Annotated in this window: 23 protein-coding genes; 5 read left to right on the top strand and 18 right to left on the bottom strand. The window is 73.8% G+C overall.

Going from position 1 to position 24,388, the window contains the following annotated elements:
- Positions 1–66: 66 nt before the first annotated feature.
- Positions 67–567 carry an NUDIX domain-containing protein gene (locus ACSHWO_RS33650; RefSeq protein WP_438318260.1) on the top strand — a complete coding sequence of 167 codons (501 nt, stop codon included), beginning with the start codon at positions 67–69 and terminating at the stop codon, positions 565–567.
- Here ACSHWO_RS33650 and ACSHWO_RS33645 read toward each other — a convergent pair.
- Together ACSHWO_RS33645 and ACSHWO_RS33640 are read right to left on the bottom strand one after the other, a co-directional pair.
- Positions 524–1,624: a hypothetical protein gene (locus ACSHWO_RS33645; protein WP_438318257.1), complete on the bottom strand. Its 1,101-nt coding sequence runs from the start codon at positions 1,622–1,624 to the stop codon at positions 524–526. The genes ACSHWO_RS33650 and ACSHWO_RS33645 overlap by 44 nt on opposite strands.
- A 128-nt stretch (positions 1,625–1,752) precedes the next feature.
- Positions 1,753–2,454, bottom strand: a complete 702-nt coding sequence (locus ACSHWO_RS33640) for an SDR family NAD(P)-dependent oxidoreductase (RefSeq protein WP_438318254.1) — start codon at positions 2,452–2,454, stop codon at positions 1,753–1,755.
- A gap of 162 nt (positions 2,455–2,616) precedes the next feature.
- On the opposite strand from ACSHWO_RS33640, the gene ACSHWO_RS33635 reads away from it, so the two are divergent.
- Positions 2,617–3,183: a hypothetical protein gene (locus ACSHWO_RS33635; RefSeq protein WP_404242805.1), complete on the top strand. Its 567-nt coding sequence runs from the start codon at positions 2,617–2,619 to the stop codon at positions 3,181–3,183.
- Positions 3,180–4,163: an aminoglycoside phosphotransferase family protein gene (locus ACSHWO_RS33630; RefSeq protein WP_438318250.1), complete on the top strand. Its 984-nt coding sequence runs from the start codon at positions 3,180–3,182 to the stop codon at positions 4,161–4,163. Before ACSHWO_RS33635 ends, ACSHWO_RS33630 begins: the two co-directional genes overlap by 4 nt.
- A 47-nt stretch (positions 4,164–4,210) precedes the next feature.
- On the opposite strand, the gene ACSHWO_RS33625 is transcribed toward ACSHWO_RS33630, so the two are convergent.
- The 14 genes from ACSHWO_RS33625 to ACSHWO_RS33560 form a co-directional block, all read right to left on the bottom strand.
- A complete protein-coding gene (locus tag ACSHWO_RS33625; protein ID WP_438318247.1) occupies positions 4,211–5,353 on the bottom strand; it encodes a hypothetical protein in 1,143 nt (380 codons plus the stop codon).
- A gap of 54 nt (positions 5,354–5,407) precedes the next feature.
- On the bottom strand, positions 5,408–6,223 hold the full coding sequence (locus ACSHWO_RS33620) for a histidinol-phosphatase (protein WP_438318244.1): 816 nt from the start codon (positions 6,221–6,223) through the stop codon (positions 5,408–5,410).
- The gene (locus ACSHWO_RS33615) at positions 6,220–7,008 is read right to left on the bottom strand and encodes an SDR family NAD(P)-dependent oxidoreductase (RefSeq protein ID WP_385848898.1); all 789 of its coding nucleotides are present in this window, start codon (positions 7,006–7,008) and stop codon (positions 6,220–6,222) included. The genes ACSHWO_RS33620 and ACSHWO_RS33615 overlap by 4 nt, the downstream gene beginning before the upstream one ends.
- Entirely contained in the window at positions 7,005–8,009 is a 1,005-nt protein-coding gene (locus ACSHWO_RS33610) for a hypothetical protein (RefSeq protein ID WP_438318241.1), read from the bottom strand. Before ACSHWO_RS33610 ends, ACSHWO_RS33615 begins: the two co-directional genes overlap by 4 nt.
- Positions 8,006–9,196 carry a methionine adenosyltransferase gene (locus ACSHWO_RS33605; protein ID WP_438318238.1) on the bottom strand — a complete coding sequence of 397 codons (1,191 nt, stop codon included), beginning with the start codon at positions 9,194–9,196 and terminating at the stop codon, positions 8,006–8,008. The genes ACSHWO_RS33610 and ACSHWO_RS33605 overlap by 4 nt, the downstream gene beginning before the upstream one ends.
- Positions 9,197–9,229: 33 nt before the next feature.
- A complete protein-coding gene (locus ACSHWO_RS33600; RefSeq protein WP_438318235.1) occupies positions 9,230–10,297 on the bottom strand; it encodes an inositol-3-phosphate synthase in 1,068 nt (355 codons plus the stop codon).
- A 104-nt stretch (positions 10,298–10,401) separates the two neighbouring features.
- Positions 10,402–11,418, bottom strand: coding sequence for an NAD-dependent epimerase/dehydratase family protein (locus tag ACSHWO_RS33595; protein ID WP_438318232.1), 1,017 nt, complete (start codon positions 11,416–11,418; stop codon positions 10,402–10,404).
- On the bottom strand, positions 11,415–11,858 hold the full coding sequence (locus ACSHWO_RS33590; RefSeq protein WP_438318229.1) for a type II toxin-antitoxin system RatA family toxin: 444 nt from the start codon (positions 11,856–11,858) through the stop codon (positions 11,415–11,417). Before ACSHWO_RS33590 ends, ACSHWO_RS33595 begins: the two co-directional genes overlap by 4 nt.
- 38 nt (positions 11,859–11,896) lie before the next feature.
- Entirely contained in the window at positions 11,897–13,066 is a 1,170-nt protein-coding gene (locus tag ACSHWO_RS33585) for an acyl-CoA dehydrogenase family protein (protein WP_438318226.1), read from the bottom strand.
- A gap of 162 nt (positions 13,067–13,228) precedes the next feature.
- Positions 13,229–13,882, bottom strand: a complete 654-nt coding sequence (locus ACSHWO_RS33580; RefSeq protein ID WP_438318223.1) for an HAD family hydrolase — start codon at positions 13,880–13,882, stop codon at positions 13,229–13,231.
- Between the two features lie 41 nt (positions 13,883–13,923).
- The gene (locus ACSHWO_RS33575) at positions 13,924–14,706 is read right to left on the bottom strand and encodes an ABC transporter permease (protein WP_385848906.1); all 783 of its coding nucleotides are present in this window, start codon (positions 14,704–14,706) and stop codon (positions 13,924–13,926) included.
- On the bottom strand, positions 14,699–15,718 hold the full coding sequence (locus ACSHWO_RS33570) for an ABC transporter ATP-binding protein (protein ID WP_385848907.1): 1,020 nt from the start codon (positions 15,716–15,718) through the stop codon (positions 14,699–14,701). Before ACSHWO_RS33570 ends, ACSHWO_RS33575 begins: the two co-directional genes overlap by 8 nt.
- Positions 15,708–16,277, bottom strand: a complete 570-nt coding sequence (locus ACSHWO_RS33565; RefSeq protein WP_438318220.1) for a hypothetical protein — start codon at positions 16,275–16,277, stop codon at positions 15,708–15,710. Before ACSHWO_RS33565 ends, ACSHWO_RS33570 begins: the two co-directional genes overlap by 11 nt.
- The gene (locus tag ACSHWO_RS33560; protein ID WP_438318217.1) at positions 16,274–17,317 is read right to left on the bottom strand and encodes a hypothetical protein; all 1,044 of its coding nucleotides are present in this window, start codon (positions 17,315–17,317) and stop codon (positions 16,274–16,276) included. Before ACSHWO_RS33560 ends, ACSHWO_RS33565 begins: the two co-directional genes overlap by 4 nt.
- Before the next feature lie 325 nt (positions 17,318–17,642).
- Here ACSHWO_RS33560 and ACSHWO_RS33555 point away from each other — a divergent pair, with 325 nt between their 5' ends.
- Positions 17,643–18,917 (top strand): aspartate aminotransferase family protein, encoded by a 1,275-nt coding sequence (locus ACSHWO_RS33555; protein ID WP_385848910.1) that lies wholly within the window; start codon positions 17,643–17,645, stop codon positions 18,915–18,917.
- A gap of 29 nt (positions 18,918–18,946) precedes the next feature.
- Positions 18,947–19,897, top strand: coding sequence for a class I SAM-dependent methyltransferase (locus tag ACSHWO_RS33550; RefSeq protein WP_438318213.1), 951 nt, complete (start codon positions 18,947–18,949; stop codon positions 19,895–19,897).
- Positions 19,898–20,062: 165 nt separating this feature from the next.
- Here the strand turns inward: ACSHWO_RS33550 and ACSHWO_RS33545 are convergent, their stop codons facing one another.
- Together ACSHWO_RS33545 and ACSHWO_RS33540 are read right to left on the bottom strand one after the other, a co-directional pair.
- Positions 20,063–20,767 carry an IclR family transcriptional regulator gene (locus ACSHWO_RS33545; RefSeq protein ID WP_438318210.1) on the bottom strand — a complete coding sequence of 235 codons (705 nt, stop codon included), beginning with the start codon at positions 20,765–20,767 and terminating at the stop codon, positions 20,063–20,065.
- Positions 20,768–21,315: 548 nt separating this feature from the next.
- Positions 21,316–24,144, bottom strand: coding sequence for a LuxR C-terminal-related transcriptional regulator (locus ACSHWO_RS33540; protein WP_438318207.1), 2,829 nt, complete (start codon positions 24,142–24,144; stop codon positions 21,316–21,318).
- Positions 24,145–24,388: the final 244 nt, after the last annotated feature.

The raw sequence follows: 24,388 nt of genomic DNA, 5'->3' as shown, positions 1-24,388 counted from the left end.
CGAGCTGGTGGAGCGGGTGGAGCTGGTGGAGCGGCGCCTCGTGCGGCGCGCGCGTAGGGTGTTGCGGTGACTTCGCTGAAGCTTCGGCACTCGGTGCGCGCGATCGTGCTGGACGAGGAGGACCGCGTGCTGCTGTGCCGCTTCGTCCTCCGGGAACCGGCCGGGAGGGTCGTCCTGTGGGCGGCGCCCGGCGGGGGCCTCGCCCCCGGGGAGGGCCCGCTCGACGCCCTGCACCGGGAGCTGCGCGAGGAGGTGGGCCTCGCCCTCGACGGCGGCGATCCGCCGCACGTGTGGCACCAGGAGATCGTCGATCCCGCCGTCAGCCGGGGGTACGACGGTGTCGTCAACGACTACTACCTGGTGCGCACCGCGTCCTTCGCGCCGCGCGGGGAGCTGACGAACGAGGAGCTCGCCGCCGAGAACATCACGGGCACGCACTGGTGGCGGGCCCCGGAGGTCGTCGGGTACCGCGGCCCGGACCTGTTCTCCCCGCGCGATCTGGGCACCCCGCTCACCGCCCTGCTCACCGGTGGCGTCCCTGAACGGCCGGTGCGGCTCGGGCTGTGAGGCGGTGCTCCGCCGGGCGTCCCGGCGCCGGCACCCGGGGGCGGAGGTGGGCCGAGAGCCGCGCGACCTCCCGGCTGACGTCCCTGAACGCGTACCGGAAGCGGAAGGTGGGCAGTGCCGTGAGGGCTTCGCGGGTCCGGTTGTCGGCGCCGGCGCCGTCCGGTGCGTGGCCGAAGATGTTGAGGTGTTTGTTGGGCAGGCCCAGGACGTGCCGATCCAGCAGTCCGGCGCGCTCGGCCGGCGGTACGTCCGTCACGCCCGTCTCCGACGGGTCGTCGGCGAGGCTCAGGTGGACGATCGCGTCGACCCCGGCCGAGCGGCCGATGCGGGTGTCGAGCAGGGCCGCGTACTCCCAGGGGTAGATCAGGGCCGTCCCGTGCTCCTCGACACCCGACTCCTGCAGGCTCGCCAGCGTCCGGTTCGCGGGGTGGGTGAGCGAGGTCAGCACGTCCCGCGCCTTCTCCCGGCCGAAAAGCAGGTCGAGGGTGTCCAGCCGTACGGAGACCGACCGCGGCCACCCGGCGCCGAGCACGCCGCTCCCGTCCGGTTCCGCCGTGAGGCTCACGTCGTCGTTGCACACCATGACGCCCGCGCCGCGCAGCACGCTCGCCATGACGAAGGTGGTCTTGCCCGCCCGGCTGCCGCCGACGAGCGCGATGCCGAGCCCGTCCAGTTCCACGAGCCCCGCGTGCAGGAAGAGCATGCCCCGCCGGCTCGCCGCCGAGCGGTGGATCGCCCGCGTGGCCCGCAGCAGGGACTGGGTGACCCAGTCCTCGCCGGCAGGGGCCCGGTGGTAGAGGGTCCTGTGGGCGTGGTCGACGGCGTACTGGACGCCCACCTCGCCCTGCGCGGTGACCCTTTCCGGTACGGCGCTGCGCGGGGGCTCGATCCCGGCGACGACCTCCCAGGCCCCGGCCGGGCAGGGGCCCGGTTCGAGGGCCAGGTAGGGACGCGCCAGGCGGTCGATGTGCTCGGCCACGGACGGCGAGCACGTCAGGCCGGTCCTCGCGACGTGTGAGCGGACGGTGTACCGGTGGGCGGGTGTGCTCGAAGTCATGCCGTCTGTCACCCCCGTGTCTGGGTGGGGGCCCGCAGTCGCGCCGGGTCCCGGTCTGCTCGGTCGATCATGACAAGGACCGCGGGGCCTGTCCCGGGCGATTCCGCAGAGCGGAACGGACATGGGAATCAGTCGGGGTCCGCGACCATCGGCCCGCGGGTGTCCCAGCCCAGTTCGTCGAGCCCCCGGAAGAACCTGCCGTTGGACCGGGCGGCGGGCACGTCCAGCAGCCGTACCAGGTCGTCGGCCGCCGGAGCGGGCTCGTGCGGCGCGGCGGGCGTTCCCATGTCGGTCCGGATCCATCCCGGGCAGTACGCGAAGGCGGCCAGGTCTCCGGGGGTGGCGGCGAAGTGCCGGGCCACCGACAGGACCAGGGAGTTGGCCGCCAGCTTGGAGGACCGGTAGGCGAAGGAGGCCCCGTCGGCGTCCTGGAGGCGTCCCATGCCCGAGGAGACGCAGACGATCCGTCCCGAGCCGCGGGCGAGCATCCGCGGTGCGTACCGCAGCACCAGGCGGGCGGTGCCGAACAGGTTGACCTCGAAGGTGTCCCGCAGGTCCCGCGGGGTGAGCGAGAACAGGTCGCCGTAGCCGCCCCGGGGGTCGTCCAGGTAGACGCCCGCGTTGTTGACCAGGACGTCGACGTCCTCGCCCGCGAAGAGGTCCTCGGCGAGCGGCTCGCGCAGGTCGACGACCCGGTAGTCGTCGACGTGGTCGCCGCGCGGCGACGGCGACAGGCCCACGCCCAGGACGCGGTAGCCGGCGGCTGCGAGCGCACGGCACAGTTGGGCCCCGAGGCCCCGGGAGACACCGGACACGAGTGCATTCGGCATGGCGGCGAGCGTAGCCGCAGCGCGGGGATCTGTCCGGACCGCGCCACCGGGACGGGGGCCGGCGGGGCGTTTCCGTCCTCCCGTGCGCGGTGTTGCAGGGCGGGCCCGGCGGTTAGGCTGGTGCGCCCGGTCAAGGGAGACCCGAGGAGGGGGACGCGGCGGATGCACACGCACCGACTGCTCGTCACGGGGCCGAGCGGAGCGGGCAGTACGACCCTCGGCCGCGCGCTCGCGACCCTGTGGGCGGCCGCTCACGCGGACGTGGACGACTACCTGTGGCTGCCGACCGTTCCGCCCTACACCCACAAGCGGCCCGTCGGGGAACGCCTGGCGCTGATGAACGCGCTGTTCGTGCCGCGGGCCTCCTGGGTGCTGTCCGGGACGCTGCGGGGCTGGGGCGACAGCGTCATCGCGCAGGCCGACGGCGTCGTGTTCCTCACCATCGACCCGCAGGTCCGGATGGAGCGGCTGCTGCGCCGCGAGGTCGTCCGGTACGGGGAGCACATCGAGTCCGGCGGCGCGCTGGAGACGGCCCACCACGACTTCATGGACTGGGCGCGGGGCTATGAGGACACCGACGTGCCGGCCCGCCAGTCGAAGGACGAGCGGTGGCTGGCGGGGCTCACCTGTCCGGTGCTGCGGCTGGACAGCGCCCGGTCACTGGACGAGCTGGTCTCGGCGGTGACCGACTGGTTCGAGGGCGGGGCGGCGGCGGGCCGGCCTTCGTGACCGGGGCCGCGCGGCCCACGGTCGCCCGGGTCGTGGAACTCGTCGCCGCCGGGCAGGCCCGGCCCCTCGACGGCCGGGGCCTCAACGCCTCGTGGCGGGTGGAGTGGGGCGGCCGGCCGCTGTCGGTGAAGGTGCACTGCCCGGAGCGTTCCTCCGCCACCGAGCTCCGGCGGATCGGGCGTGTGGACGCGGCCCTGCGCGGCGCGCCCTGGTACCCGCCGGTGCTCGACGCGGGCTTCGACCGGGCGGAGCGGCCCCGGCTGGTGGTGGTGCGTCCGTACGCCCCCGGAGCGCCCTCGGACGACGCGCGGCGGCACATCGCCGGGGTCGTCGACGTCCTGGCGGACCTGGCGGCGCGCGCGGACGGGCTGGCGGCCGAGGACGCGCTGGTCGGGGACTACGCCTCGGCGTGGCTGTCCGGGGCGGAGGCGGAGCGTTCCCTCGTGGAGCCGCTGCTGACCGGTCGGTGGCGGGACCTGGGCCGCGCCGTGGACGGTCATCTCGGCGAACTCCGCTCAGCTGCACTGCGGTTGACGGAGCAGGAGGGCCTGCTGGTGCACCACGGCGACCTGCACGGCCGGAACCTGGTCTCGGACGGCTCCGGCCGGCTGACGGTGATCGACTGGGACGAGGCCGGGTTCTCCCGGCGGCCGGCCGACGCGGGCAAGGCGCTGTGGCTCTCCTGCCGCCTCGGACGGGGTGACTTCGTCCTGGACCCCGGGGCGACGGGACGCTTCCTGGCCGGGCTGCGCACCCGTCTGGGGACGCCGTACGCGGACGCCCCCGACCTGGCCCGGCTCGGCGCCCTGTGGTTCCTGCCCAGGCACGGTCACGTCACCCTGCTGGGGCGGCGCGACGCGGGCCTGGGTGCCTGGTACCTCGGCTGGGTCGAGCGCTTCTGGGCGCGCTTCAGGGAGAACCTGGACCTGGTCGCGGGGACGGCCGCGGAGCTGGAGACGAGCCGCGGGGCCGCATCCTGAGCCGCCTCCCGAGCCGCCTCCCGTGCCGCCTCCCGGCGCGGCCGCCTTCACCTGCGGACGCGGTCCTCGAAGTCGGCGGCGAGGGTCGCCACGTCGGCCGCGCTGCCCACGGAGCAGCGCAACACGGGCAGTTTCGCGAGGTGTTCGAGGAACGCGTCGAGCGAGGGGGGCGCCGCCCGCCGCCGGACGGGGACGTCCAGCCAGTCCTCGCCGTACAGGTTGTCGTCCAGGGAGAAGCAGTTCCGGGTGATCACTTCGGCCGTGTGGGCGGGGCTCGCCGGGCCGAGGGAGTAGCCGGCCCCGCGGTCCACCCGGGGCAGGATCACTCCGGCCAGCGGTGCGTCCGGGACGACCCGGACGCCGAGGTACCGGCCGACCTCCTGCGAACTCAGCTTCAGCTTGTCCTCGCCGTGGAAGCGGTCCCAGTCCGATCCGGCCGGCGGGAGGCCGGCCCGTACGGACCAGGACCCGAAGTCGGTGACGCCCATGACGTCGAGGGAGCCCTTGTTGATGGCGAGCGGCAGCGGACAGGCCGTCACCCGGTAGCCCGCCTCACCCCGGTCGAGGTGCATGCGGTCGTTGCCCATCCAGCCCGCCGAGGGCAGCAGCCGGGCCAGGGCGATGGCCGTGGTCGACTTGCCGGCGCCGGAGTCGCCGATGACGAGGTAGGCGCCGTCCTCGTACACGAACGCGGAGGAGTGCAGGACCAGTGAGCCCGCGGCCTTGGCGATGCGGGTGGCCACGTCACGGACGATGCGGGTGAGCCACCGGTCCCCCAGCCCGGACCGGGGGCGCAGGAGCGTCACCCGGCCCTCGGTGCGGACCAGGGCGGCCACCTCGTCGGAGTTCTGGTCCCGGAGGACGAAGACGGTGTGGCCCTCGCCGTCGAAGCGGGGCTGCCGGTAGTGGCGGGTGAGTTCGTACTCGCCCCGTCGGGCGGTCTCGGCCGCCCGACGGAGCAGCCCGGTGACTTCCGAGGGGTCCTGGGCCACGTCCACGACCGTGAGGTCCGGCTCCGCCTCCGGCCCGGTCTCGCTCACGCCGAGCATGCCCGGCGGGCAGAAGGTCTCCGAGACCAGGCCGTCGGCCTCGGGCGAGTTGGTGACGATCTTCAGCGTCTGGTCCCGGACGCGCAGGTGCCGGGTGGTCGCACGGTCCGGGTCACGGGATACGAGGTCACTGACGAACACGAGGTCTCCACGGAAATGGCGGCGTAGGGCGGGCAGTGGGCAGCGGTCGGCGGGTCAGAACAGCGGGCGGGTCACGGCGGCGCCGCGTCGGAAGACGGTCCAGGTCCGGAACCCGATGTCCCCGAGGACCTTGACCACCTCCGGGTACTGGTCGGCGACGCGTTCGGGGACGTGCGCGTCGGAGCCGAAGGTGATCGGAACCCGGAAGTGGTGGGCCCGTTCGAGCAGGTCGAACTCGGGGTACCAGCCGCCGCACAGCTTCGTCCCGCCGGAGGTGTTGATCTCCATGACGGCCCCGGAGTCCCTGATCGCGCGGAGCATCTCGTCGGAGGCGGCGGGCGCGGGTACGGCGCCCAGCCGCGGATGGTTGCCCTTCAGCGCGTCCACGTGCCCCATGACGTGGAACAGGCCGGAGCGGGCGCATTCGGCGACCGCCCGGAAGTAGCGCGACTTGACCGCGCCGAGGTCGTCGTCCTCGACGGTCTCCCAGCGGGTGGCGTCGAAGATGTCCCGGCCCTCGAACATGTGGACCGACCCGATGACGTAGTCCAGGGGGTACGCGCCGAGCGCCTTCGTGTACGGGTCCATCCGGCCGCTGAAGAAGTCGGCCTCCGTGGAGACGAGGATCTCGATGCTGCCCGCGAACTCCTCCTTGAGGGCGAGGGCTTCCGCGATGTAGGAGGGGAACTGCGACTTCGGCATCGCCACCCGCGGGAGTGCGTGGTCCTCCTCCTCCGCGAACATCGGGGTGTGGTCGGAGAGTCCGAGCACCCTGACGCCCCGGTCGAGGGCGGCCGTGACGTAGTCCCGCAGCGATCCCGTGGCGTGCCCGCAGCGCTGGTGGTGGGTGTGCAGATCGATCACGTTCACACCGCCAGGTATCCGCCGTCGACGGCGAGGTCGGTGCCGGTGATGAAGCCGGCCTCGGCCGACAGCAGGAAGGCGATCGGCGCCGCGATCTCCTCCGGGTCCGCGAACCGTCCGAGGAGGAACCTGCCGCCGTGCTCCGGGGCCGCCTCGGCGGAGGCCCGGTCGAGGCCGAGGGCCTCGCGGTGATAGCGCTCGTTGTTGGCGTTCCACACGGTCCCGGGGCTCACGGAGTTGACGCGCACGCCCCGGGGCGCCAGTTCCTGGGCGGCGCAGCGGGTGAAGCCCAGCACCGCCGACTTGCCGGTGTTGTAGGTCAGGTACCCGCTCTGCGCGACGTGCGCCGAGATGGACGCCATGTTCACGATCGCGGCCCCGGTGGCGTCCGGGGGCAGCGCGGCGACGAACTCCCGCGTGACCAGGGACAGGCCGACGACGGTCGGATCGAGGGCGGCGCGCCACTCCTGCGGGGTGGCGTCGAGGCCCTTGAAGACGAAACCCGCGGCGAGGTTCACGAGCAGGGTGGGCGCGGGCCAGCCGGCCGGGACCCCGGCGAAGGCCGCCCGTACGGCGTCCTCGTCGACGACGTCGCCCACCGCGAGGCCCACCTCGTGCCCGCGCTCCCGCCAGTCCTTGACCGCCGCCCGGCCGTGCTCGGCGCTCTTGTCGAGGACGAGGACGCGGCACCCTTCGGCGCACAGCCGCGCGACGACCGCGGCGCCGATGCCCTGGGCCCCGCCGGTCACCACCGCGGTGCGTCCGGCGAGCCCCCGTTCTAGCGTGTTCATGTCGTTCCCAGCCCCTTTCCGGTGGCCCATGCGCGTACCCGGTCCAGTGCGTCCTCGCGGTGCAGCCCCTCGGTCGCCCCGTGCGGCGAGAACGTCTCCCCGGAGTCCTCGGTGAGGTTGTGGTCGGCGGCGAGCGCCACCGTCGCCGCCTGCGGCACCCCCCGCTCGGCGAGGTCCTTGCCGAAGGCGGTGCTCCCGACGCCCCGCCCGTCGGCCGCGGCGAAGTACCGCCAGGCCTGGAACATGCCCTCCAGGTGGCCCGCCGACAGGTGGACGGCGTTGCGGCCCTCGGAGAGGGCGGTGCCCCGGCTCCGGGCGAGGGCGCCCAGTGCGCCCCGCAGGGAGTGCGGGGCCGCGTGCGCCGGGTGGAGCGCTCCCAGGACCTCGCTGCGCAGGACCTCGATCTCGCGGGGGCTGTGGCATTCGAGGAGGCCGACGAGGTCTCCGGCGCGCGTGTAGCCCTCGGCGAGGGCCGGCAGGAAGCCGTTCAGCACGGACACGGGGGCGCCGTTCAGCACGGTCACCGATGCGTACGAGCCGGAGCCCAGCTTGTGGACGCCCGCCGAGCGGCAGCGTTGGTCCAGGTCCCGCGGGGTGAGGCCCGCCTCCCGCGTCATCGCCTCGTACGCCCCGAGGACGTCACCGGTCCCCGCGGTGGTCATCAGCGACCGCAGTTCCCGCCGGGCACCGGAGGTGAGCGCTTCGGGCCCGTCGGCGGCCAGCCGGTGCAGCCGCGGGTAGTGCAGGAGCAGGTACCCGCGCCGGGCGAAGTCCCCCGCAGGTACGACGGCGGCGCGGAGTACGCCCACGTCCGCCCCGCCGAGCACCCGCGCCGCCCCGGCGGCCGCATCGGCCGCCAGGTCGGGGGTCATGACCTCCGGCTTGACCAGCACCACGAAGTGGCTGCCGGCTGCGGGCGGGGCGAGCTGCGGCCCGGTGTCCGTACGCGTTCCGGTGGTGCGCGCCCGCGCGACGAGGGCGCGCACCTCCTGGGCGCTCACCACAGGGTGATGCCCTTCTCGATCAGCTCGACGGTCAGGTCGGCGGAGCTCGCGACGGTGGCCTCCACCAGGGCCCGCAGGGCCGGCTCGTCCGCGCCGGGGGTGGTCACGACGACCTCGTCGGGGTGCTCCAGCGGGGCCTCCTTGGAGGTGAAGACGTGCACCTGCGCCGGTCCGCCGCATTCCTCGTGGACCTGCCGGGCCAGCCTCATGGCCATGACGTTGTAGATCTTCCCGGTGTGGTCGAGGGGGTTCTTGCCGGCGGGCGCCTCGATACTCATGGGGCGCATGGGGGTGATGAGGCCATTGACGCGGTTTCCGCGGCCCACGACGCCCACGTCGCCGGTGTCGGCGACGGAGCCGAGCGCGGTCAGGTAGGGGCGGCCGTTGCGGTCGGTGGCGTTCATCAGGAGCCGGACGTCGCGGATGCCCAGGGAGGCGGTGTACTGCTCCAGCTCTCCCTGCACGACGGCCTTGCGCGCCAGGTAGTGGTCCATCGACTCGATGTGGGCCGCCAGGAAGGGCATGTTGACCACGAGGCTGAAGGCGTCGCGGCGCCGGCTGCCGAAGACCTTGACGTCCCACCCCGAGTCCGGGTGCCGCTCCTTGAAGGAGGCGCCGTTGACGAGCTGCTCCAGTCCGAGGACGACGCTCTCCAGCCGCGAGAGCGGGGCGTAACCGTGCAGGAGGTTCGTGTCGTTGGACACCAGCCCGCCGGAGCGCAGCGGGACGAGGTCCCGCGAGGAGCCGGGCTGGTAGCGGGAGCGGCCCCGGCCCGAGCCCTGGTGGTCGACGACGCCGAGCTCGACGACCAGGTGGCGGGAGGCGTCGAAGCCGGTGGTGACCTCCGCCAGGACGTCCGCGGCCGCTCGGAAGAACAGCTCCTGGACCGGGATGTCGACGGTCCCGACCCGGAAGGCGGCCTTGCCGAAGACCATCACCCGGTAGGGGGAGGTGAGTTCGCCCCGCAGGTAGTCGGTGTCCGCGCCGCCGCCGTAGAGCGTCACCTTGTCGAACCAGTGGTGGGCGACCCCGCCGAACTCCTTGAGGCAGTGCAGGGAGTAGTAGCGGGACATGCGCTCCGCGATGGCGTCGCACATGGTGTCCGGGTGTCCCACTCCCTTGCGCTCGACCAGTTCGTAGGGCAGGTCCTCGATCGACCGGGAGTCCCGTTGTATGGACAGCATTGACCGTCTCTCTGTTCGGTGACCGGGGGTGTCTCAGGAGGCGAAGTCCAGGAACGCGGTCCTAGCCTCGGACTCGGGCAGACCGCGCGGGGGGCTCTTGAAGAGCAGCGGGGAGGGGGCGTCGACCGTGCCGGACAGGCCGCGGTCGCCGGCGGTCTTGGCGGCGCGTACGGCGTTGGCGATGACGCCGGCGGCGTTCGGGCTGTCCTCCACGGTGAGTTTGATGTCGATGCGCACTTCGGAGCCGAGCACGGACTTCGCCGTGACGTTGGCGAAGCACAGCTTCGTGTCGGCGAGGTGGCCGATGAACCCGGAGGGGCCCGCCACACCGTCGACGTCGGTCATGCCGGCCGCGCGCAGCGCGTTGGCCTTCGAGGTGAACTTGGAGGCGGAGCGGGCGGTGTCCGCGAGGTTCAGGAAGTCCGTGTTGCCTCCGACGTTGAGCTGGTAGGTGCTCTCCAGTTCCAGTCCTCGGCTGAGGAGCAGCTCGATGAGGGCGGTGTGCAGGCAGGTGGCGCCGAGGTGGCTGCGCAGGTCGTCGCCGAGCAGGACCACGCCCGCGTCCGCGAACCTGCGGGCGACGGACTCGTCCCGGGCCAGTTCCTCCGGGGTGCAGTTGACGACGGCGCTCCCGGCGGTGAGGGCGGCCTGGGCGAACATCCGGATGGACTGGGAGGCGCCCGTGGGCAGGGCGATGACCAGGACGTCGACCTCGTGCTCGACGAGGGCCTTGGCCACGTCCTCCGGGGTGGCGTCGCGTACGGCCGGGGCGGGCCGGACGACCGCGCCGAGCGGGCCGACGAGGCCGTCGAGCACGGGCGCGGGGAGGACCGGGGCGTCGCGGTCGGCGCCGAGGGCGGTGAAGCCGGTGGCGGAGATGGCGGGAGCGGCGAACGCTTCCGCGAGGGGCCGTCCGACCTTCGCCTCGTCCACGTCGAACGCGGCGACGATCCGTACGTCGGCGAGGCGGTAGCCGCCCAGTGTGTGGCACATCAGTCCCGGCAGTTTGGTGTCCGGGGCGGCCTGTGCCTGGGCGACGAACTGGGCGAAGCTCCATGCGCAGTTCCCTGCGCCGGCGAGCGCGACACGAATGTCCTTCATGACGGATCGTTCCTTTCTGGGCGAACGGCAACACTCCGAACCCGGCGGGTCGGCGTCCGCCCCCGGGCAGTCCCCTGCGGCGCCGTGTCCGCGGTGCGTACCGGTCAGGTCCGCCACGGCCGGGGGATCCGGCGGGCGGCGGTCTCGTGGGTCTCGGCCCAGCGGCGTATCGACCGGTGGAGGACCAGGCTGGTGTCGGGCACCCGGTGGGTGACCTCGAACGGTTCCGTGACCGACAGGTAGCCCTGGTACGCGCGGAACGCCGTGACCCGCAGCAGTTGCGCCCGGTCCAGGTGCTCCTCGGCGAAGGGCAGGTAGAAGCGGTTCCACTGCTCGGGCGTCATGGACGGGAGGCGCTCCAGCAGGGGTACGCCGTGCCGGGCGCGCCAGCCGTTGAGGGCGGCGCGGACGGTCTCGAAGACCTGGGTGACCGGCTGGGCCCGGTCGCCGCGTCCGAGGACCGTCACTCTCGTGCCCGTCGGGGCGCCGCCGGCGACGAGGCGTGCGACGTGCCAGGCCACGTCGTCGGTGCTGACGATGTCCAGCAGGGCCTTCTCCTCGGCCACCATCGCCGGTACGGCGCCGCTGCACAGGGACGTCGGAAGCCAGAAGAAGCCGCTGTAGCGGTCCAGGAAGCCGTCGGCGCGGGCTCCCATCACCACGGGGAAGCGCACGATGTCGGCGCTCTCACGGGTGGCGTGCACCAGCCGTTCCGTCGCCGCCTTGGACCACTCGTACGAATTGCGGTACGCGTCCGGGGAGGTGGAGGTGATGTCCCCGGCGAGGCCGGTGGCGTAGGAGGAGGAGAGGTGGATGAGGTGGGTCTCCGGTCCGACCAGGCCCAGCACCGCCCGCAGCGGGGCGACGTTGGCACGTTCGGCCTCTTCGAAGGGCAGGTTCCAGCGGGTGTCGGCGGCGCAGTGCACCACCGCGTCCCAGGGGCCGCGCAGTGCGGGCGGCGGCTCCTCCCGGCCGGCCTGCCAGAGGTGCTGCCGGGGTCCGGTCCCGCCTCGGCGGCTGACGCCGTGTGCCCGCTGGCCGGCCGCTTCGAGCACGCGCATCACGGCGCCCCCCACGGCGCCGGTGGCGCCGGTCACCAGGATGCGTGCGGGTCGGGTCACGAGACCGTGATCCGCCGCTCGATGGCACGGAGCATGTGTTCGGAGTTCTCGCGCAGGGCCTTGGCGGCGACCGGGTTCAGCATGTCGGCGAGCAGCGGTATGCCGATCTCGAAGTCGACCGAGAAGACGACGACCGAGGTGCCGTCACCCGCGTCGTCGACGCGCCAGTACCCGGTGAACTCGTCGAGGTCCCCGGAGACCTGGGAGAACGACATGACGCGTCGGTCCTCGTCGAGTTCGTCCTCCTCGACCCATTCGAGCACGGAGCCCTTCAGCAGGACGGACCACTCGCTGGTGCGGGTGCCGGTCTCCGACTCGCCGAGCACGGCCACCGATTCGACGTTCTCCATGTAGTCGGCGTAGTCCTCGAGCCGGGTGACGGCGCGCCAGGCGTCGGCCGCCGGGGCCTTGATGGGCAGGTTGACCTCGACGTGGGGCATGGTTGTTGTGTCTCCTTCGGACAGGGGGCCGGGCGGGCTCAGCCGGCCGGGTCGAAGCTGATCTCGCGTCCCGTGCAGAAGGCACCGACGACGTCGTCGCACGTCAGCAGCGACGGCGGGTGGTGGTGGACGGCGAGTGAGTCCACGAGGAGCGAGGCGGCGGCCTGCCCGCGCCCGTAGAGGCGGCTGCCGATGACCGGGGTCACAGCGGCCAGCACCCGGTCGCGGGTGTCGCTGAGCGTGGCCCGCAGGCCGACCGCGGCGGCCAGTGCGGCCCGCCCGGCGACTGCACCGGACTCGACCTCCCTGCCGAGTTGGCGGCAGGCCCCGCCGAGGGCCAGCAGTTCCCGGGTGGCGCGGCCGAGGAGGGCGGTCCTCGCGCCGTACGTCCCCGCCCCGGCCACCTGCCGGTACGCGACGTCCAGGAGGCTGCTGAGGACGCCGTGGTACGTGGCGCTGAGCAGGACCGCGAACCAGACCATCCCGGATATCACGTTGTCGTCGATGACGTCCGCGGGGCCGCGGTGGAAGACGAGCCGGTCGTCCACCTCCACGTCGCGCAGGACGAGTCCGGCCGTGTCCGAGGTGGTCATGCCGAGCGAGGCCCACTCCCCCTCCACGGTGAGGCCCGGTGACGAGCGGGGGCACAGCGCGAGGATCGTGTCGTCGGTTCCGGCGACCCGGGCCGTCAGGCACACGAGGGTGGCGGTGGTGGCGAGGGAGCAGGGGAACTTCACGCCCGAGACCCGGTACCCCTTGCCGGTCGGGACCGCCTCGGAGCGGCTGCTCATGAAGTTGGGGCTGCCGCCGGGCTCGGCGAACGCGGACGCGACGAGGGCACCGGTCCGGGCGATCCCCTCCAGCAGCATCCAGCTGGAGTCCCGGTGGCGGCGCCAGTAGTCGGCCATCAGCCCGACGGTGAAGGCGTGCATGTTGAGCGCGATCGCCGCCGACGGGTCGGCCATGCCCAACGCGCGCTGCGCGGAGGCGACTTCGACGAGGGACGCGCCCGCACCGCCGAACTCGCACGGGACCGGCAGGGCCGCGTAACCGCTCGCGGTGAGGTCGCGGATCCGGTCGGCGCCCGAGGCGTCCTCGCGGGGCGGGCCGGGTGTCCAGAGCGTGCTCCAGCCGGCGTTCAGGAGGGCCAGGTGGGGGGCCTCGGCGTCGCCGGCCCGCTCCGTCGCGTCCGCGGCGGCATTGGTCATGCCTCTCCCCTCGGGGTTCGGTTGCGTACGGATCGTCGTCGATCGGTACGGGATGAAGACAAGCAGACGGCGGCGGGATTATCAGTAGGTGTTTCTTTGTGCGGAACACGAATCGACGGGAGTGCGGCCGGGGCTGCGGAAAAGGCGTTCCTCGGCGTTCCGTCAGAGTTCCAGGAGGGCGAGGAGTTCCGCCGGGTCCGGTTCCGCGGGATTCACGCGTACGGTGTCCCAGCCGAGGGCTCGGGCGGGCTCGATGTCGAGTTCCCCGGAATCCCCGACCATGACCCGCTGTTCGAAAGCGCCCTGCCCGATGAGCCGGAATGCGCGGGGGTCGGGCTTTTTCGGGCCGCCGTCGGCCGTGAACAGGGCCCGTTCGTAGACCTCGGGCACGTCCAGGCCCTGGAGGAGCCTTCGCATGAGGGGGCCCGGCAGGTAGCAGTTGGACATGAGGCGGACGGTGTGCCCCGCCGCGGCGACGCGGCCCATCGCGTCCGCGACCGGCTCGCACAGGGTGTACTGGCCGGGGTCCTCGCAGCCGAGCCCCTGCCACAGCGCCCGCTCCAGGTCGGCCTGCTCGCGCCGTTCGCCCCGCTCCCGCAGGGCCGTCTCCAGCAGGCCGAGGGTCGGCGGCTGGAGCGCGGACGGGTCGGACATCGCCGTGAGGACGGCACCGAGGACCGTTTCCACGACCTCGCCGGCCCGCCGCGGGTCCAGGGCCAGCGCGTCGGCCACGCAGGCGGTGAAGTGCTCCGCTCCCGGGAGCGGACGGGACAGGACGAGCGTGTCGAAACAGTCGAAGACCACGACGGCGGGCATGACGTCCCCCTCTGGTGTCGCGCGGCGGGCGGCGGGCGGCTTCAGGACCACGACAGCTTGCGGTGGTGGACCCGGAAGAAGAGCAGGGTCACGACGGTCAGGCCGGCCGCGAACGCGCACAGCACACCGGCCGGCAGCAGCACGGCGCGTACGCCGCCGCCGTCGAGGATGACGGTGGAGAAGCCGCGCATCGCCCAGTAGCTGGGCACGCCCGGGGCGAACGGGCGCGCCCACTGCGGCAGTGCCGACAGCGGGGTCAGCGCGCCGCCCAGACCGGCGAAGAGCAGGGCGAGGAGGTTGGCGAAGACGCTGAGCTGGGCGATCGTGCGGCAGAGCGCCACCAGGGCCATGCCGACGAGGACCACGCACAGGGCGAGGGGCACACCCACCACGACGAGTGCGGGCCACGAACCGCGCACCCGCAGTCCGAACAGCAGGCCGCCCGCCCCGAAGACGACGGCCAACTGCACGACCGCGACGGCCAGGGGCACCACGATCCGCCCCGCCACCAGCTCGTACGGTCTGGCGGGGCCCGCGCGGAGCCGGTCCCAGGTGTTCCAGCCGTGTTCGCGGAACATCGCGAAGCCGACGACGGTGACGAGGAAGAACAGGAACATCACCGCCATACCGGGCACGGCCTGTTCGGCTCCGGTGGCGTCCTCGACGTCGCCGGCCCGCAGGGCCGCCCGGAACAGCGGCTGCATGAAGCCCATGAGGAGCAGCGGCATGACCGTGCGGACGACGAGCGGCGCCGGGTCCCGTACGAGGAGTCTGGCGTCCTGCCGGACCAGGGCGGCGATGCGGCGCACCGACCCGTCACCCATGGCGCCCCGCCTCCACGGTCCGGCCGGCCGCGGCGGTGGGCGTGCCCGGCGCACCGGGCTCGGGGGCGGTCTGCTGTCGCTGACCGGCGAGGGCCAGGAAGACGGTCTCCAGGCTGGGCCGCAGCACCCGCAGGTTGACCAGCCGGGGCAGGGAGTCGCCGAGGGCGCCGAGGACCTCGGGGGCCGCGAGGTGCGGCTCGGGGGCCCGGACGCGCAGTACGTCCCCGGCGCGGGTGACCGGCCAGGGGACGCGCAGGGGAGGCGGGGTGCCGGCGAAGGTGAGTTCCACCGCGCCGTCGCCGTGGTCGCGCACCAGCTCGGCGATGGTGCCGCGGGCGGTGAGACGGCCGTGGTCGAGTACGGCCACGCTCGCGTCGAGCTCCTCCACCTCGCCGAGGTAGTGGGTGGAGTAGCAGACGGCCGTACCGGCGGCGGCCAGCTCGCGGACGTACGCGATGAGCCGGGTCCGGGTCTCCACGTCCACTCCGGCCGTCGGCTCGTCGAGCAGGAGCAGCTCGGGCCGGTGCAGCAGGGCCATCGCCGTGTGCACCCGTCGCTGTTCGCCTCCGGAGAGCCGGCCGACGCGGCGTTCGAGCAGGTCGGCGAGGCCGAGCGGCTCCGCGACCTCCTCGATCCGGCGTTCCGCCTCCCGGCGGCGCAGCCCGGCCAGTTCCGCGAAGAAGCGGAGGTTCTGCCGCACGGTCAGCGGCGGGTACACGCCCAGTTCCTGGGGTGCGAGGCCGAGCCGGAGGCGGGCCCGGCGCGGTTCGCGGACCGGGGAGACGCCCCGTACCCGGATGTCCCCCGCATCGGGCCGCAGCAGCCCCGCCACCAGGGACATCAGGGTGGTCTTGCCCGCGCCGTTGTGCCCGAGCAGACCGACGATCTCGCCCCGGGCGATGTCCAGGCTGACGCCCTCCAGGGCGGTCGCCCGGCCGTACCGCTTGGCGACGCCGCGCACGCTCAGCGGCAGCGGTGTGTGCGCAACGGGGCGCGTCGGATCAGTCGGCACGGCGCGTCCAGGCTTCCGGGAGGAGGTCGGGGAGGCCGACGCGCTGGAGGTGGGGCTGCCAGGTGCGGGCGAGCTTGAAGCCCTTCATCAGGCCGCTGCCGGAGCGGACGTCGGGCAGCGGTTCGCGGTATCCGAGCAGGGCCTCGGTGTCCCGCAGGTGGTCCCGGAGCCGGTCCAGCCACGCCTCGCCGCGCCCGGGGTCGCCGGTCGCGGCTTCCCGGCCCTGCGCGGCGAGCAGCAGCCCCGCCTCGACCTCGTCGGCCGGGACGCCGGCGAAGGGGTCGGAGGCGGCCTCGTCGCGGCCGTAGCTCAGTTCGCCCTCGGTGCGCAGCCCTCGTACGGACAGGGAGAGCTGTACGAGTTCGTAGGCCATGAGGACGGCGACCTCGGTCTGGCCGGCGGCGGTGGCGCCCTCGATGTCCTCCAGGCGGGCGCGGCAGCCGAGCAGCAGACGTGCGGCGCCGTGCGCGCGGAACGCGAGGAGTCGGCGCAGGTCGGTCGGGGCGGCCCGGCCGGACGTCGGGACGGCCGGGCCGGTGGTGCTGCCGCGGGGCGTCACGCGGGTACCTCCGGGTCGGGGTGGGCCAGTCCGAGCCACACCATGTCGCCGGCGAACAGGGGCAGCAGGTCGTCCGGCGGTGCGGAGCCGGCGGGGCCCGACCAGAGGACCGCGTCGCTGTCCCCGGGCGGCAGGTCGGACCGGAGGACTTCGAGGGCGCGCAACTGCCACCGGTCCACGACGGTCCGGTCGTCCAGGACGGTGGTCGAGATGCCGGTGGACCACCGCAGCACGGCGTGGAGCGGGGCTGCGTCGCCGAGCAGGCGCTCGACGAGGCCCAGGCAGTGGGGGACCCGCTCGCGCGGATCGAGGGGTGGGGCCAGCGCGTCGCGCAGGACGGCGAGGCCCTCGGTGTCGTCGAGGGCCTTGAGTTTCTCCCCCACCCACTTGGCGGGGAAGTAGACCTGCCCGCCGGCCGCCGCCCGCGCGTTGAGCGCGGCGACCACGGCCTCCCGCGCCCGGGCCGCCGCCGCCATGGGCCTGGCGCCGAGCAGCCAGCGGGAGGCCTGCGCGAGCCGGTGCGCCTCGACCGCCCACCACTGCTCCACCAGGTCGGCGAGCCAGGGGCGGCGCAGGGCGGCGTACCAGGCGTCCCAGGGCTGCGCGGCGACCAGCGGCAGCCCGAGGGCGAGCCGGTTGGCGGTGTTGATGGCGCGCCGCCTGTGGTTCCAGCCGGGTTCGCCGACGGAGGCGAACCGGGGCCAGGGCTCGGCGCGCAGGGCGGCCGTGGTCTGCCGGACGGCGCTCGCCCGGCGGATGTTGACGTCGATCAGGGTGCCGTGTTCGTGGGACTGGATGGGGAAGCGGGTGAGCCGGTCGTTCTCCACCAGGACGAAGAGGTCGAGGTCGCTGCGGTGGTTGCCGAAGCCGGCGAGCACCGATCCGGCGGCGACCGCGAGCGCCGGGCTGCCCATGCCCTGGTCCGCCTCCTGGCGCACGGCGTCCCTGCGGATTCCGCGCTGTTCCAGAAAGGAGTCCAGGCGGTGTTCCAGCGTTGCCGGATCGGGAAATGCGTCGGCACGTTCCGAGGTGGTCTGCATGGAGTTCGGTGCACCTTTCCGATGCGACGGCCGACGGGGGCGGGAGAGGTGTCCGGGTGGGTCCCCGCGGGTTCTTCGAGGCGGGCGTCACCGCATTCCGCTTCTACGGGCCGGTATTCCTGCGGATTCGGATTCCCGGGTCCGGGGGCGCCTGTTCCCCGCTCAGCCTTCCAGGGCTCCGCGGTCTCCCGCAACGACCGTTCCGACAGCCGGAACGCGGCTTCTCACCGGCGGAACGGAACGCTAGAACCGTCCATGGACGGATCCCGTATTCCCATCGCGCCGGCGCCGGGCCGCCGATGCGGACGAGGAGAGGACGGCACCCATGACCGCTGGCGACGGGCACGGGACCGCCCGGGGGGCGCTCGACGCCACGCGCCGCCACCAGTCCCCCCAACTCGCCCTGGTCTACGGGATGAACGGCTCCGGTGCGGTCGAGATGCGCGGCGAGGGGGCGCGTCTGCTGCTCTCCGACGGCCGCAGCGCCCTGGACTTCGGGAGCTACGCCGTGACCCTGCTCGGGCAGCGGCACCCGGCCGTCGTGGACGCCGTACGCCGTGAACTGGACGCGATGCCGGTGTCGACCCGGGTACTGGCCAACCGTACGACCGCCGAACTGGCCCGGCGGCTGGCGGACTGGGGCGCTCCGGGGCAGCTGACCAAGGTGTGGCTGGGGACCAACGGCTGCGACGCGGTCGAGGCGGCGCTCAAGCTGGCCCGTCTCGCCACGGGCCGCACCCGCGTGCTCGCGGTCGAGGGCGCCTACCACGGCAAGTCCCTCGGCGCGCTGGCCGCGACCTGGAACGCACGCTACCGCCGCGGCCTGGAACCCCTGCTGGGCGGCGTGACCCACATCGCGGCGGATCCGGCGGCGGTGGCCGCCGCCTTCGCGGACGGCGGCGTGGCGGCCGTCCTCGTCGAGCCGGTCCAGGGCGAGGGCGGGGTACGGCCGTTGGAGCCCGGTCTCCTGCGGGCCCTCGCCGACGCCGCGCACGCGCACGGCGCGTTCGTGATCGCCGACGAGATCCAGACGGGGCTGCGCAGGTGCGGGCCCCGGCTGGTCAGCACCGACGTCGGCATCCGTCCCGACGCGGTGCTGCTCGGCAAGGCCCTCGGCGGCGGCGTCCAGCCGTTGTCCGCGGTACTGGCCACGCCGGAGCTGTACGCGCCGCTGACGGCCGATCCGTTCGTGCACACCACGACCTTCTCCGGGCATCCGCTCGGTGCGGCGGCCGGCCTGGCGGCCCTCACGGCCGTCGAGGAGCTGGCGCCGCGCGGGGCCGCGCTGGGCCGCCTCTTCGCCGAGGGCCTGACGCGGATCGCCGGCCGGCACCCCGGCCTGGTCACGCACGTGCGGGGCCGGGGACTGCTGTGGGGCGTGGAGTTCGCCACGCCCGCCGCGGCCGGGGAGGTGCTGATGGAGCTCGGCCGCAAGGGGCTCGTGGTCTCGCCGTGCCTGGGCCGCCCCCAGGTGCTCCGGCTGCTGCCGCCCCTGGTCGCCTCGGACGAGGAGGCCGAGGAGGCCCTCGCGATCCTCGACTCCGTCTGCGCCGCCGTGCCCGACGAGTTCCGCCCCCCGGGGGCGGAGCCAGTGCTGTGACCACCGCACCCACCCCGAGGAGCGTCCCCATGCCGGACACCGGCCCGCACACCGCGGAGAAGGAACACGGCACCGGACGGGTGCCCGCGCCCGAGCGCACCCCCGGAGCCGGTTCTCCGGCCGGCCAGCGGGACGCCCAGTACCGCTACCACCGGGAGCTGTTCCCCGCGCTGCACGACTGGGAGCGCACCGAACGCAGCGTCGTCGAGTTCAGCGGCGAGGAGGGCCCCGCCGGACTGCTGGGCATCGATCAGATGGGCCACTTCGGGCCGCAGGGCTGCGACCTGGTCGCCGGAGCCGTGATCGCCCGCGGCGGCGGCCCGTTGGACCTGTGCGAGCTGGGCAGTGGTTTCGGCGGGGCCCTGCGCCACGTGGTGGACCGGATCACTGCCGGCGGGCTGGCCGTGCGGCGTGCGCACGGTGTCGACCTCGTCCCCGAGCACTGCGCGGTCAGCCGGAGCATCAACCGTGCGCAGGGGCGCACCGGGATCACGGACATCTGCGCCTCCGCCACCGCCGTTCCGCTCGCCGACGCCTCGCTCGACGTGGTGCTGGTCACGGGTTCCATGCCGCACTTCCCCGCGCCCGGCGAGGTGTTGCGCGAGGCGGGACGCCTGCTGCGGTCCGGCGGGCAGCTCGTCCTGACCGAGGAGGTGAGCCTGACGCCCGGCGGTGAAGAGCCCTCGGAGGGGTTCCGCGCCACCCACCCGCGCGGGGTGTTCTACACGACCCCGCTCGACGTCCGGCTGCGGGAGCTGGAGCGCGCGGGCTTCGCGGACGTGGTCCGCACCGACCTGGCGCAGTGGGCGGTGGCGCTGCTCACGGACCGTCTGAAGGCCGTCCGCATCTTCCGGGGCAGTGTGGCCGGCATCTACGGGGCCGGGCCGACCGACCTCATCCGGGACACGCTGGAAGCGGCCCGGACGGAGTTCCTGGCAGCCCGGCTGTCACCGGCCCTGATCACGGCCCGGCGTGCCTGACGCGCCTGATGGGCCCGCGGTCCCCGACGCGGGTCTCCCGACGCGGGGCCGCGGTATCCGCGGCGGCGGCGCGGCCGGCGGGCCGGGGGCTGGCCGGAGCGGTGCCCCCGCACCCGCGCGACGAGGGGCCCGCGCGGGCACGACGGGGCTCGGCGCAAGGGGCCTTCACGGGGCCGGAGCCATGTCGGGGGTCCGCTGGAGCGCGCGTGAGACGGCGGCGCACGTCGCCCTCAGGTGCGAGACCGCCCCGACGGCCTGGAGCCGCCCCTGGGGACCGGTGACGGCCAGGGCGCCCACCGCCGTGTTCGATGCCGTGAGCACGGGAGCCGCGATGCCGACGGCGCCTGTCGCGCTGCGCACGGCCACGAACCCCTGGTGCCGTACCCGGCCGGCATCTCCTTCCGACTCCCCCCACGAGGCCGGGAAGGGCGCGGGCTGATCGCCGGCGAACGCGCGGAAGATCCGGGTCGCGGCCTGCACCGACGCCCAGGCCTCGTCCTCGGTCCCGAGCTCGGCGCCCCCGCCGTGGACCCGGCGCACGGCGTCGACCAACGCCGCGTCCGGGCCGGACGCGTCGGAAATGAAAATGAATACATTCGCACGAGTGACATGGTGAAGCTGTTCCGCGTACGGAAAGGCCAGACTGCGCAGCTTGAGCTGACGGGGAACGCGCGCGCCCAGCGCGAAAAGCGCGACACCCAGCCGCAGCCCCCTCTCCCCTCGCTCCAGCATTCCCTCGTCAACGAGTTCCGAGATGATCCGATGAGCGGTCGCCTTGGGCATATCGGCTCTGCGTGCTATTTCGGAGAGCTGAAGTTCCGGCTCACCCGGCCGAAAGCAACGCAGCACGCTCAAACCGCGCGCGAGCATCGAACGAGGGTACTGAACGGACAAGGACACCTCCCATGAGGGCCTGCTGGAACGGGTGAGGAAGCGCCGGTCGGACCGCCGGCGGGGCACGAAACCGCCATTGTTTCCCACTCGTCTCGCGCGCAGCGAAACCGAACAGGGGGCGGTTCCTGGCGGTCGAGGTGGTGCACGACGCACGAAGCCCCTGAATCGCGGCCCCCCTTCCGCCACTTCCCGCATCACCACCAACGGCGCCGGAGCCGGCAGCCGAATGATGTACAGGAAGAAAACTTTAGCAGTCCACGAATAGTCGGAATGACTTTGCCGCAACGATCCGGTCATTCTGCGCACGTTTATGGGGAGGGGTTTGGAACTGCGGCTCCACTGTTGGTGCAGGGAAAGGCGCACGGGCCCGATGCGGCCGGGGCGGACACCGAAGCCCGCCAACAGCGGACAAATGACGGGAACCAGTCATCTGCGGCGTGCGCGCCGCCGGCGGTCTTCAGCGGCGTCCGGTCCACTGCTGGATGCCGCTGTGGGCGGGTCCGGCCTGCTTCCGCCGGTCGCGGTCAGGCGAGGGCGTCCGCGAGTTCCCGGCGTCCCTTGATGCCGAGCTTGGCGTAGACGTGGGTGAGATGGATCTCCACGGTGCGCAGCCCGACGAAGAGGTGCCCGGCGATCTGCCGGTTGGTCATGCCGTCGGCCGCGAGCGCGGCGACCCTCCGCTCGGTCGGGGTGAGCGCACCCACCCCCTGGAAGGTGCGGGTGCGCGGCCGGTCGCCGAGCGCGCGCAGTTCGCGGAGCGCGGCTTCGGCGAGGCCGAAGGCCCCGCACGCGTGGGCGATGCTGGCGGCCTCCTTCAGGTCGGCGCGTCCTTCGGTGACGCGGCCGCAGCGGATGCCGACCAGCCCCCGGTCCGCGAGCGCCTGCGCGTAGCGGAACCGGGCCGGCGACTGCTTCAGGATGCCGACCGCCTCGTCGAGCAGCTCCCGGCCGCGGGGGCCGCCGGTGACCAGGCCGAGGGCGCGCAGGGCGACGCCCTGCATTTCGGGCACGGCCCAGGTGCGGGCGAGTTCCACTTCTTCCTCGGCGAGCCGCAGGGCCTCGTCGGCGCGGCCGAGCCGGGCGTGTACGAGCGCGGCCTCGGACCGCCAGGGGTAGAAGCCGGGCCCGGGCATGTTGCGGGCCCCGGTCCTGGCGCCGCAGTCCAGGAAGTCGGCGAGCGCGTCCTCCGGCCGGTCCTGGGCGGCGCGGAGCCAGCCGCGGGCGATCAGCGGGTAGTCGTTGATCCAGTACGGCTGGAGGTGTCCGTCCATGCCGCTGCGGTCCAGCAGTGACTGGGCCTCGTCGACGAGGCCCTGCCGGGTCAGTGCCTCGACGAGGGTGGCGACGGCGAACACGGTGTGGCTGGCCCCGAGCGGTACGCCGACCTCCTGGAGCGCCTCCAGGGCGGCCTCGGCGTCGGCCCGGCAGTCCGGGATGCGGCCCATGCGGGCGTTCGCGTTGCCGCGGGTGCTGATGGCGTGGGAGTACTGGAAGACGGCGCCACGGGCCCGGGCCTCGGCGACCGCCGCGTCGGCGTACTCGTGGGCGAGGTCGGGGCGACCGGCCGCGCCGAGGGCCAGGACGGCGCAGTGGTACACGACCGACTCGTCGTCCGCGGGCGCCATGCCGTTGCCCAGGGCGAGCCGGGCCAGGCGGACCACCTCGGCCGGGTCCTCGCCGACCATGGCACCGCGCAGGCTCAGCAGGGCGGCGAGGGGGCGTACGACGGAGGCTTCGCCCGCCTCGGACATCGCCAGGGCCATCAGCCGGGGGTGGGTGCGGGCCGCCGAGGAGACCTCGACGAGGCTGACGAAGAGGAAGTCGATCTCCAGGCGGAGTGCGTAGGCGGGGTCGACGGGCCGGATGGCGGTGCTGGTGCGTTCCAGCACGTCCAGGGCGTCCAGGTAGCGGTCCACGGCGAAGAGCGCGCCGGCGAGCCGGCGGGCTGCGGAGGTGCGCTCCCCCGGGCCGTTGCTGAGCCGGAGGCTGCGGCGGAGCCCTTCGATGGCGGTGGGGACGCTGGACTCCAGCTCGGCCTCCCCCAGGAGCGACAGGACGGCGGAGCGCTGGCGTTCCGTCAGCGGTTCACGCAGGGCGGAGCGCAGGAGACGGGCCGCCCGGTCCGGGGTTCCCGCATCGGTGGCCTCCACGGCCGCGCGGCGCAGTACCTCGGCCGCGAAGGGCAGGCCCGGCGCGGCGTGGACCACGTGGTGGGCCACCTGGTCGGGCGGCGCGGCGCGACCCAGGAGGAACCGGGCCGCGAGGGCGTGGAGTTCCTTGCGCCGGCTCGGCGGAACGGACTGCTCCACCGCGTTGGACAGCAGTGTCGCGGCGAGGCGGACGCCGCGGCCGCAGCGGCGCAGCAGGCCGGCGCGTTCGAGTACGTGCGCGGTGTCCTCGGCGGCGGGGAGGGGGACGCCGGTGACGTCGGCGACGAGCTCCACCGGCTGTGGCGTGCCGAGGACGGCCAGGGCCCGCGCGAGCGGCTCGGCGTGCGGTCCGCTGCTGCGGAGCAGCGAGGCTGCGGTCGGAGCGAGTTCGAGGGCGAGGCCGCGTACCGCGTGGGTGACGGCTTCCTCGCCGGTGCGGTCGGCGTCCAGGGCCGCGAGCAGGGACAGGAGCAGGAAGCGGTTGCCCCCGGTGGCCTCCAGGCAGGCGTGGACGAGCGGGCCGTCCGGCGCCCGTCGGCCGGCCGCGGCGAGCAGGGCGCGGATCGCGTCGGGCGAGAGGGGAAGGAGGTCGAGCTGCTCGTGGAAGAGCGGGAGGAGGGCTCCGAGCGCCTCCTCGTCCACGGCTTCGCCGGGGCCGAGGGTGGCGATGACGGCGGGTGTCCGTCCGTCGGCGTCAGCGCGGCGCATCAGCCTGCGCAGGGCCCGCAGTGAGGCCCCGTCCGCCCACTGGAGGTCCTCGATGGACAGGAGGTGTCGGCTGCCGGGGGTGGCGAGCAGCGCGGCGAGTTCGGCCGGATGCCCGTCCGCGGAGTGCGCGGGCGGCTGGACGGCGCTGTCGGGCCGGGCGGCTGCATCGGGCCGGGCTGCGGCGTGGAGCTGCCGCAGGACGGCGGACTGGTCCCGACCCGCGGCCCGCTCCGCCCAGGCGGCGAGCACCGTACGGCCTTCGGCGCGGGCCTCGCCGAGGAGGGTCCGGACGAGCGTGCTCTTGCCGCTGCCGTGGCCGCCCCGCACCAGCACGAAGGCGTGGTCGCTGTCCGTCACCGGGCCGCTCGCGGCGGCGGTCGCCGCGGGGGCCGTACCGCCGCCGATACCCAACATGCGGTGCAAGTCGGCGAGTTCGGCTTCCCGACCGATCGGATCGGACCGCCACGCGGGGCCGGACGCTGCGTCGCCGGTCACCCTCCGCCCACCTGCACGGATCGGATCGACGAAGGTGCTGCGGACGACACGGACGCCCCCTCTCACGCTCGCGGCCGTCGCCCGCCGACCGCCCCGTCCGATTATCGCACCGACCCGGGTGGGCCTACCGAAAGAAACCCCGCACCGCCGAAAGATCTGGACCTTACGGTGCGTGACCCTGGCCAGGGCGTCCCCTCGTTTGATGAGATCGCATCAACCCTGTCGGCGAGTGTCGTCGTCCCGC

Origin of the sequence: Streptomyces pallidus (ex Mingjun et al. 2026) (assembly GCF_051550185.1) — a bacterium.
Taxonomy (GTDB): Bacteria; Actinomycetota; Actinomycetes; order Streptomycetales; family Streptomycetaceae; genus Streptomyces.
Note: the sequence above shows the minus strand (reverse complement) of the source record. Positions and strands in the feature narration are given on the sequence as shown.

Bases quoted from the DNA above. Each gene is read 5' to 3' on its own strand.
- ACSHWO_RS33580 (WP_438318223.1), bottom strand. From the start codon at position 13,882: ATGCCCGCCGTCGTGGTCTTCGACTGTTTCGACACGCTCGTCCTGTCC.
- ACSHWO_RS33605 (WP_438318238.1), bottom strand. From the start codon at position 9,196: ATGCTGTCCATACAACGGGACTCCCGGTCGATCGAGGACCTGCCCTAC.
- ACSHWO_RS33560 (WP_438318217.1), bottom strand. From the start codon at position 17,317: ATGCAGACCACCTCGGAACGTGCCGACGCATTTCCCGATCCGGCAACG.
- ACSHWO_RS33645 (WP_438318257.1), bottom strand. From the start codon at position 1,624: ATGACTTCGAGCACACCCGCCCACCGGTACACCGTCCGCTCACACGTC.
- ACSHWO_RS33555 (WP_385848910.1), top strand. From the start codon at position 17,643: ATGACCGCTGGCGACGGGCACGGGACCGCCCGGGGGGCGCTCGACGCC.
- ACSHWO_RS33550 (WP_438318213.1), top strand. From the start codon at position 18,947: ATGCCGGACACCGGCCCGCACACCGCGGAGAAGGAACACGGCACCGGA.
- ACSHWO_RS33615 (WP_385848898.1), bottom strand. From the start codon at position 7,008: ATGAACACGCTAGAACGGGGGCTCGCCGGACGCACCGCGGTGGTGACC.
- ACSHWO_RS33600 (WP_438318235.1), bottom strand. From the start codon at position 10,297: ATGAAGGACATTCGTGTCGCGCTCGCCGGCGCAGGGAACTGCGCATGG.
- ACSHWO_RS33545 (WP_438318210.1), bottom strand. From the start codon at position 20,767: ATGCTCGCGCGCGGTTTGAGCGTGCTGCGTTGCTTTCGGCCGGGTGAG.
- ACSHWO_RS33590 (WP_438318229.1), bottom strand. From the start codon at position 11,858: ATGCCCCACGTCGAGGTCAACCTGCCCATCAAGGCCCCGGCGGCCGAC.
- ACSHWO_RS33635 (WP_404242805.1), top strand. From the start codon at position 2,617: ATGCACACGCACCGACTGCTCGTCACGGGGCCGAGCGGAGCGGGCAGT.
- ACSHWO_RS33585 (WP_438318226.1), bottom strand. From the start codon at position 13,066: ATGACCAATGCCGCCGCGGACGCGACGGAGCGGGCCGGCGACGCCGAG.
- ACSHWO_RS33575 (WP_385848906.1), bottom strand. From the start codon at position 14,706: ATGGGTGACGGGTCGGTGCGCCGCATCGCCGCCCTGGTCCGGCAGGAC.
- ACSHWO_RS33640 (WP_438318254.1), bottom strand. From the start codon at position 2,454: ATGCCGAATGCACTCGTGTCCGGTGTCTCCCGGGGCCTCGGGGCCCAA.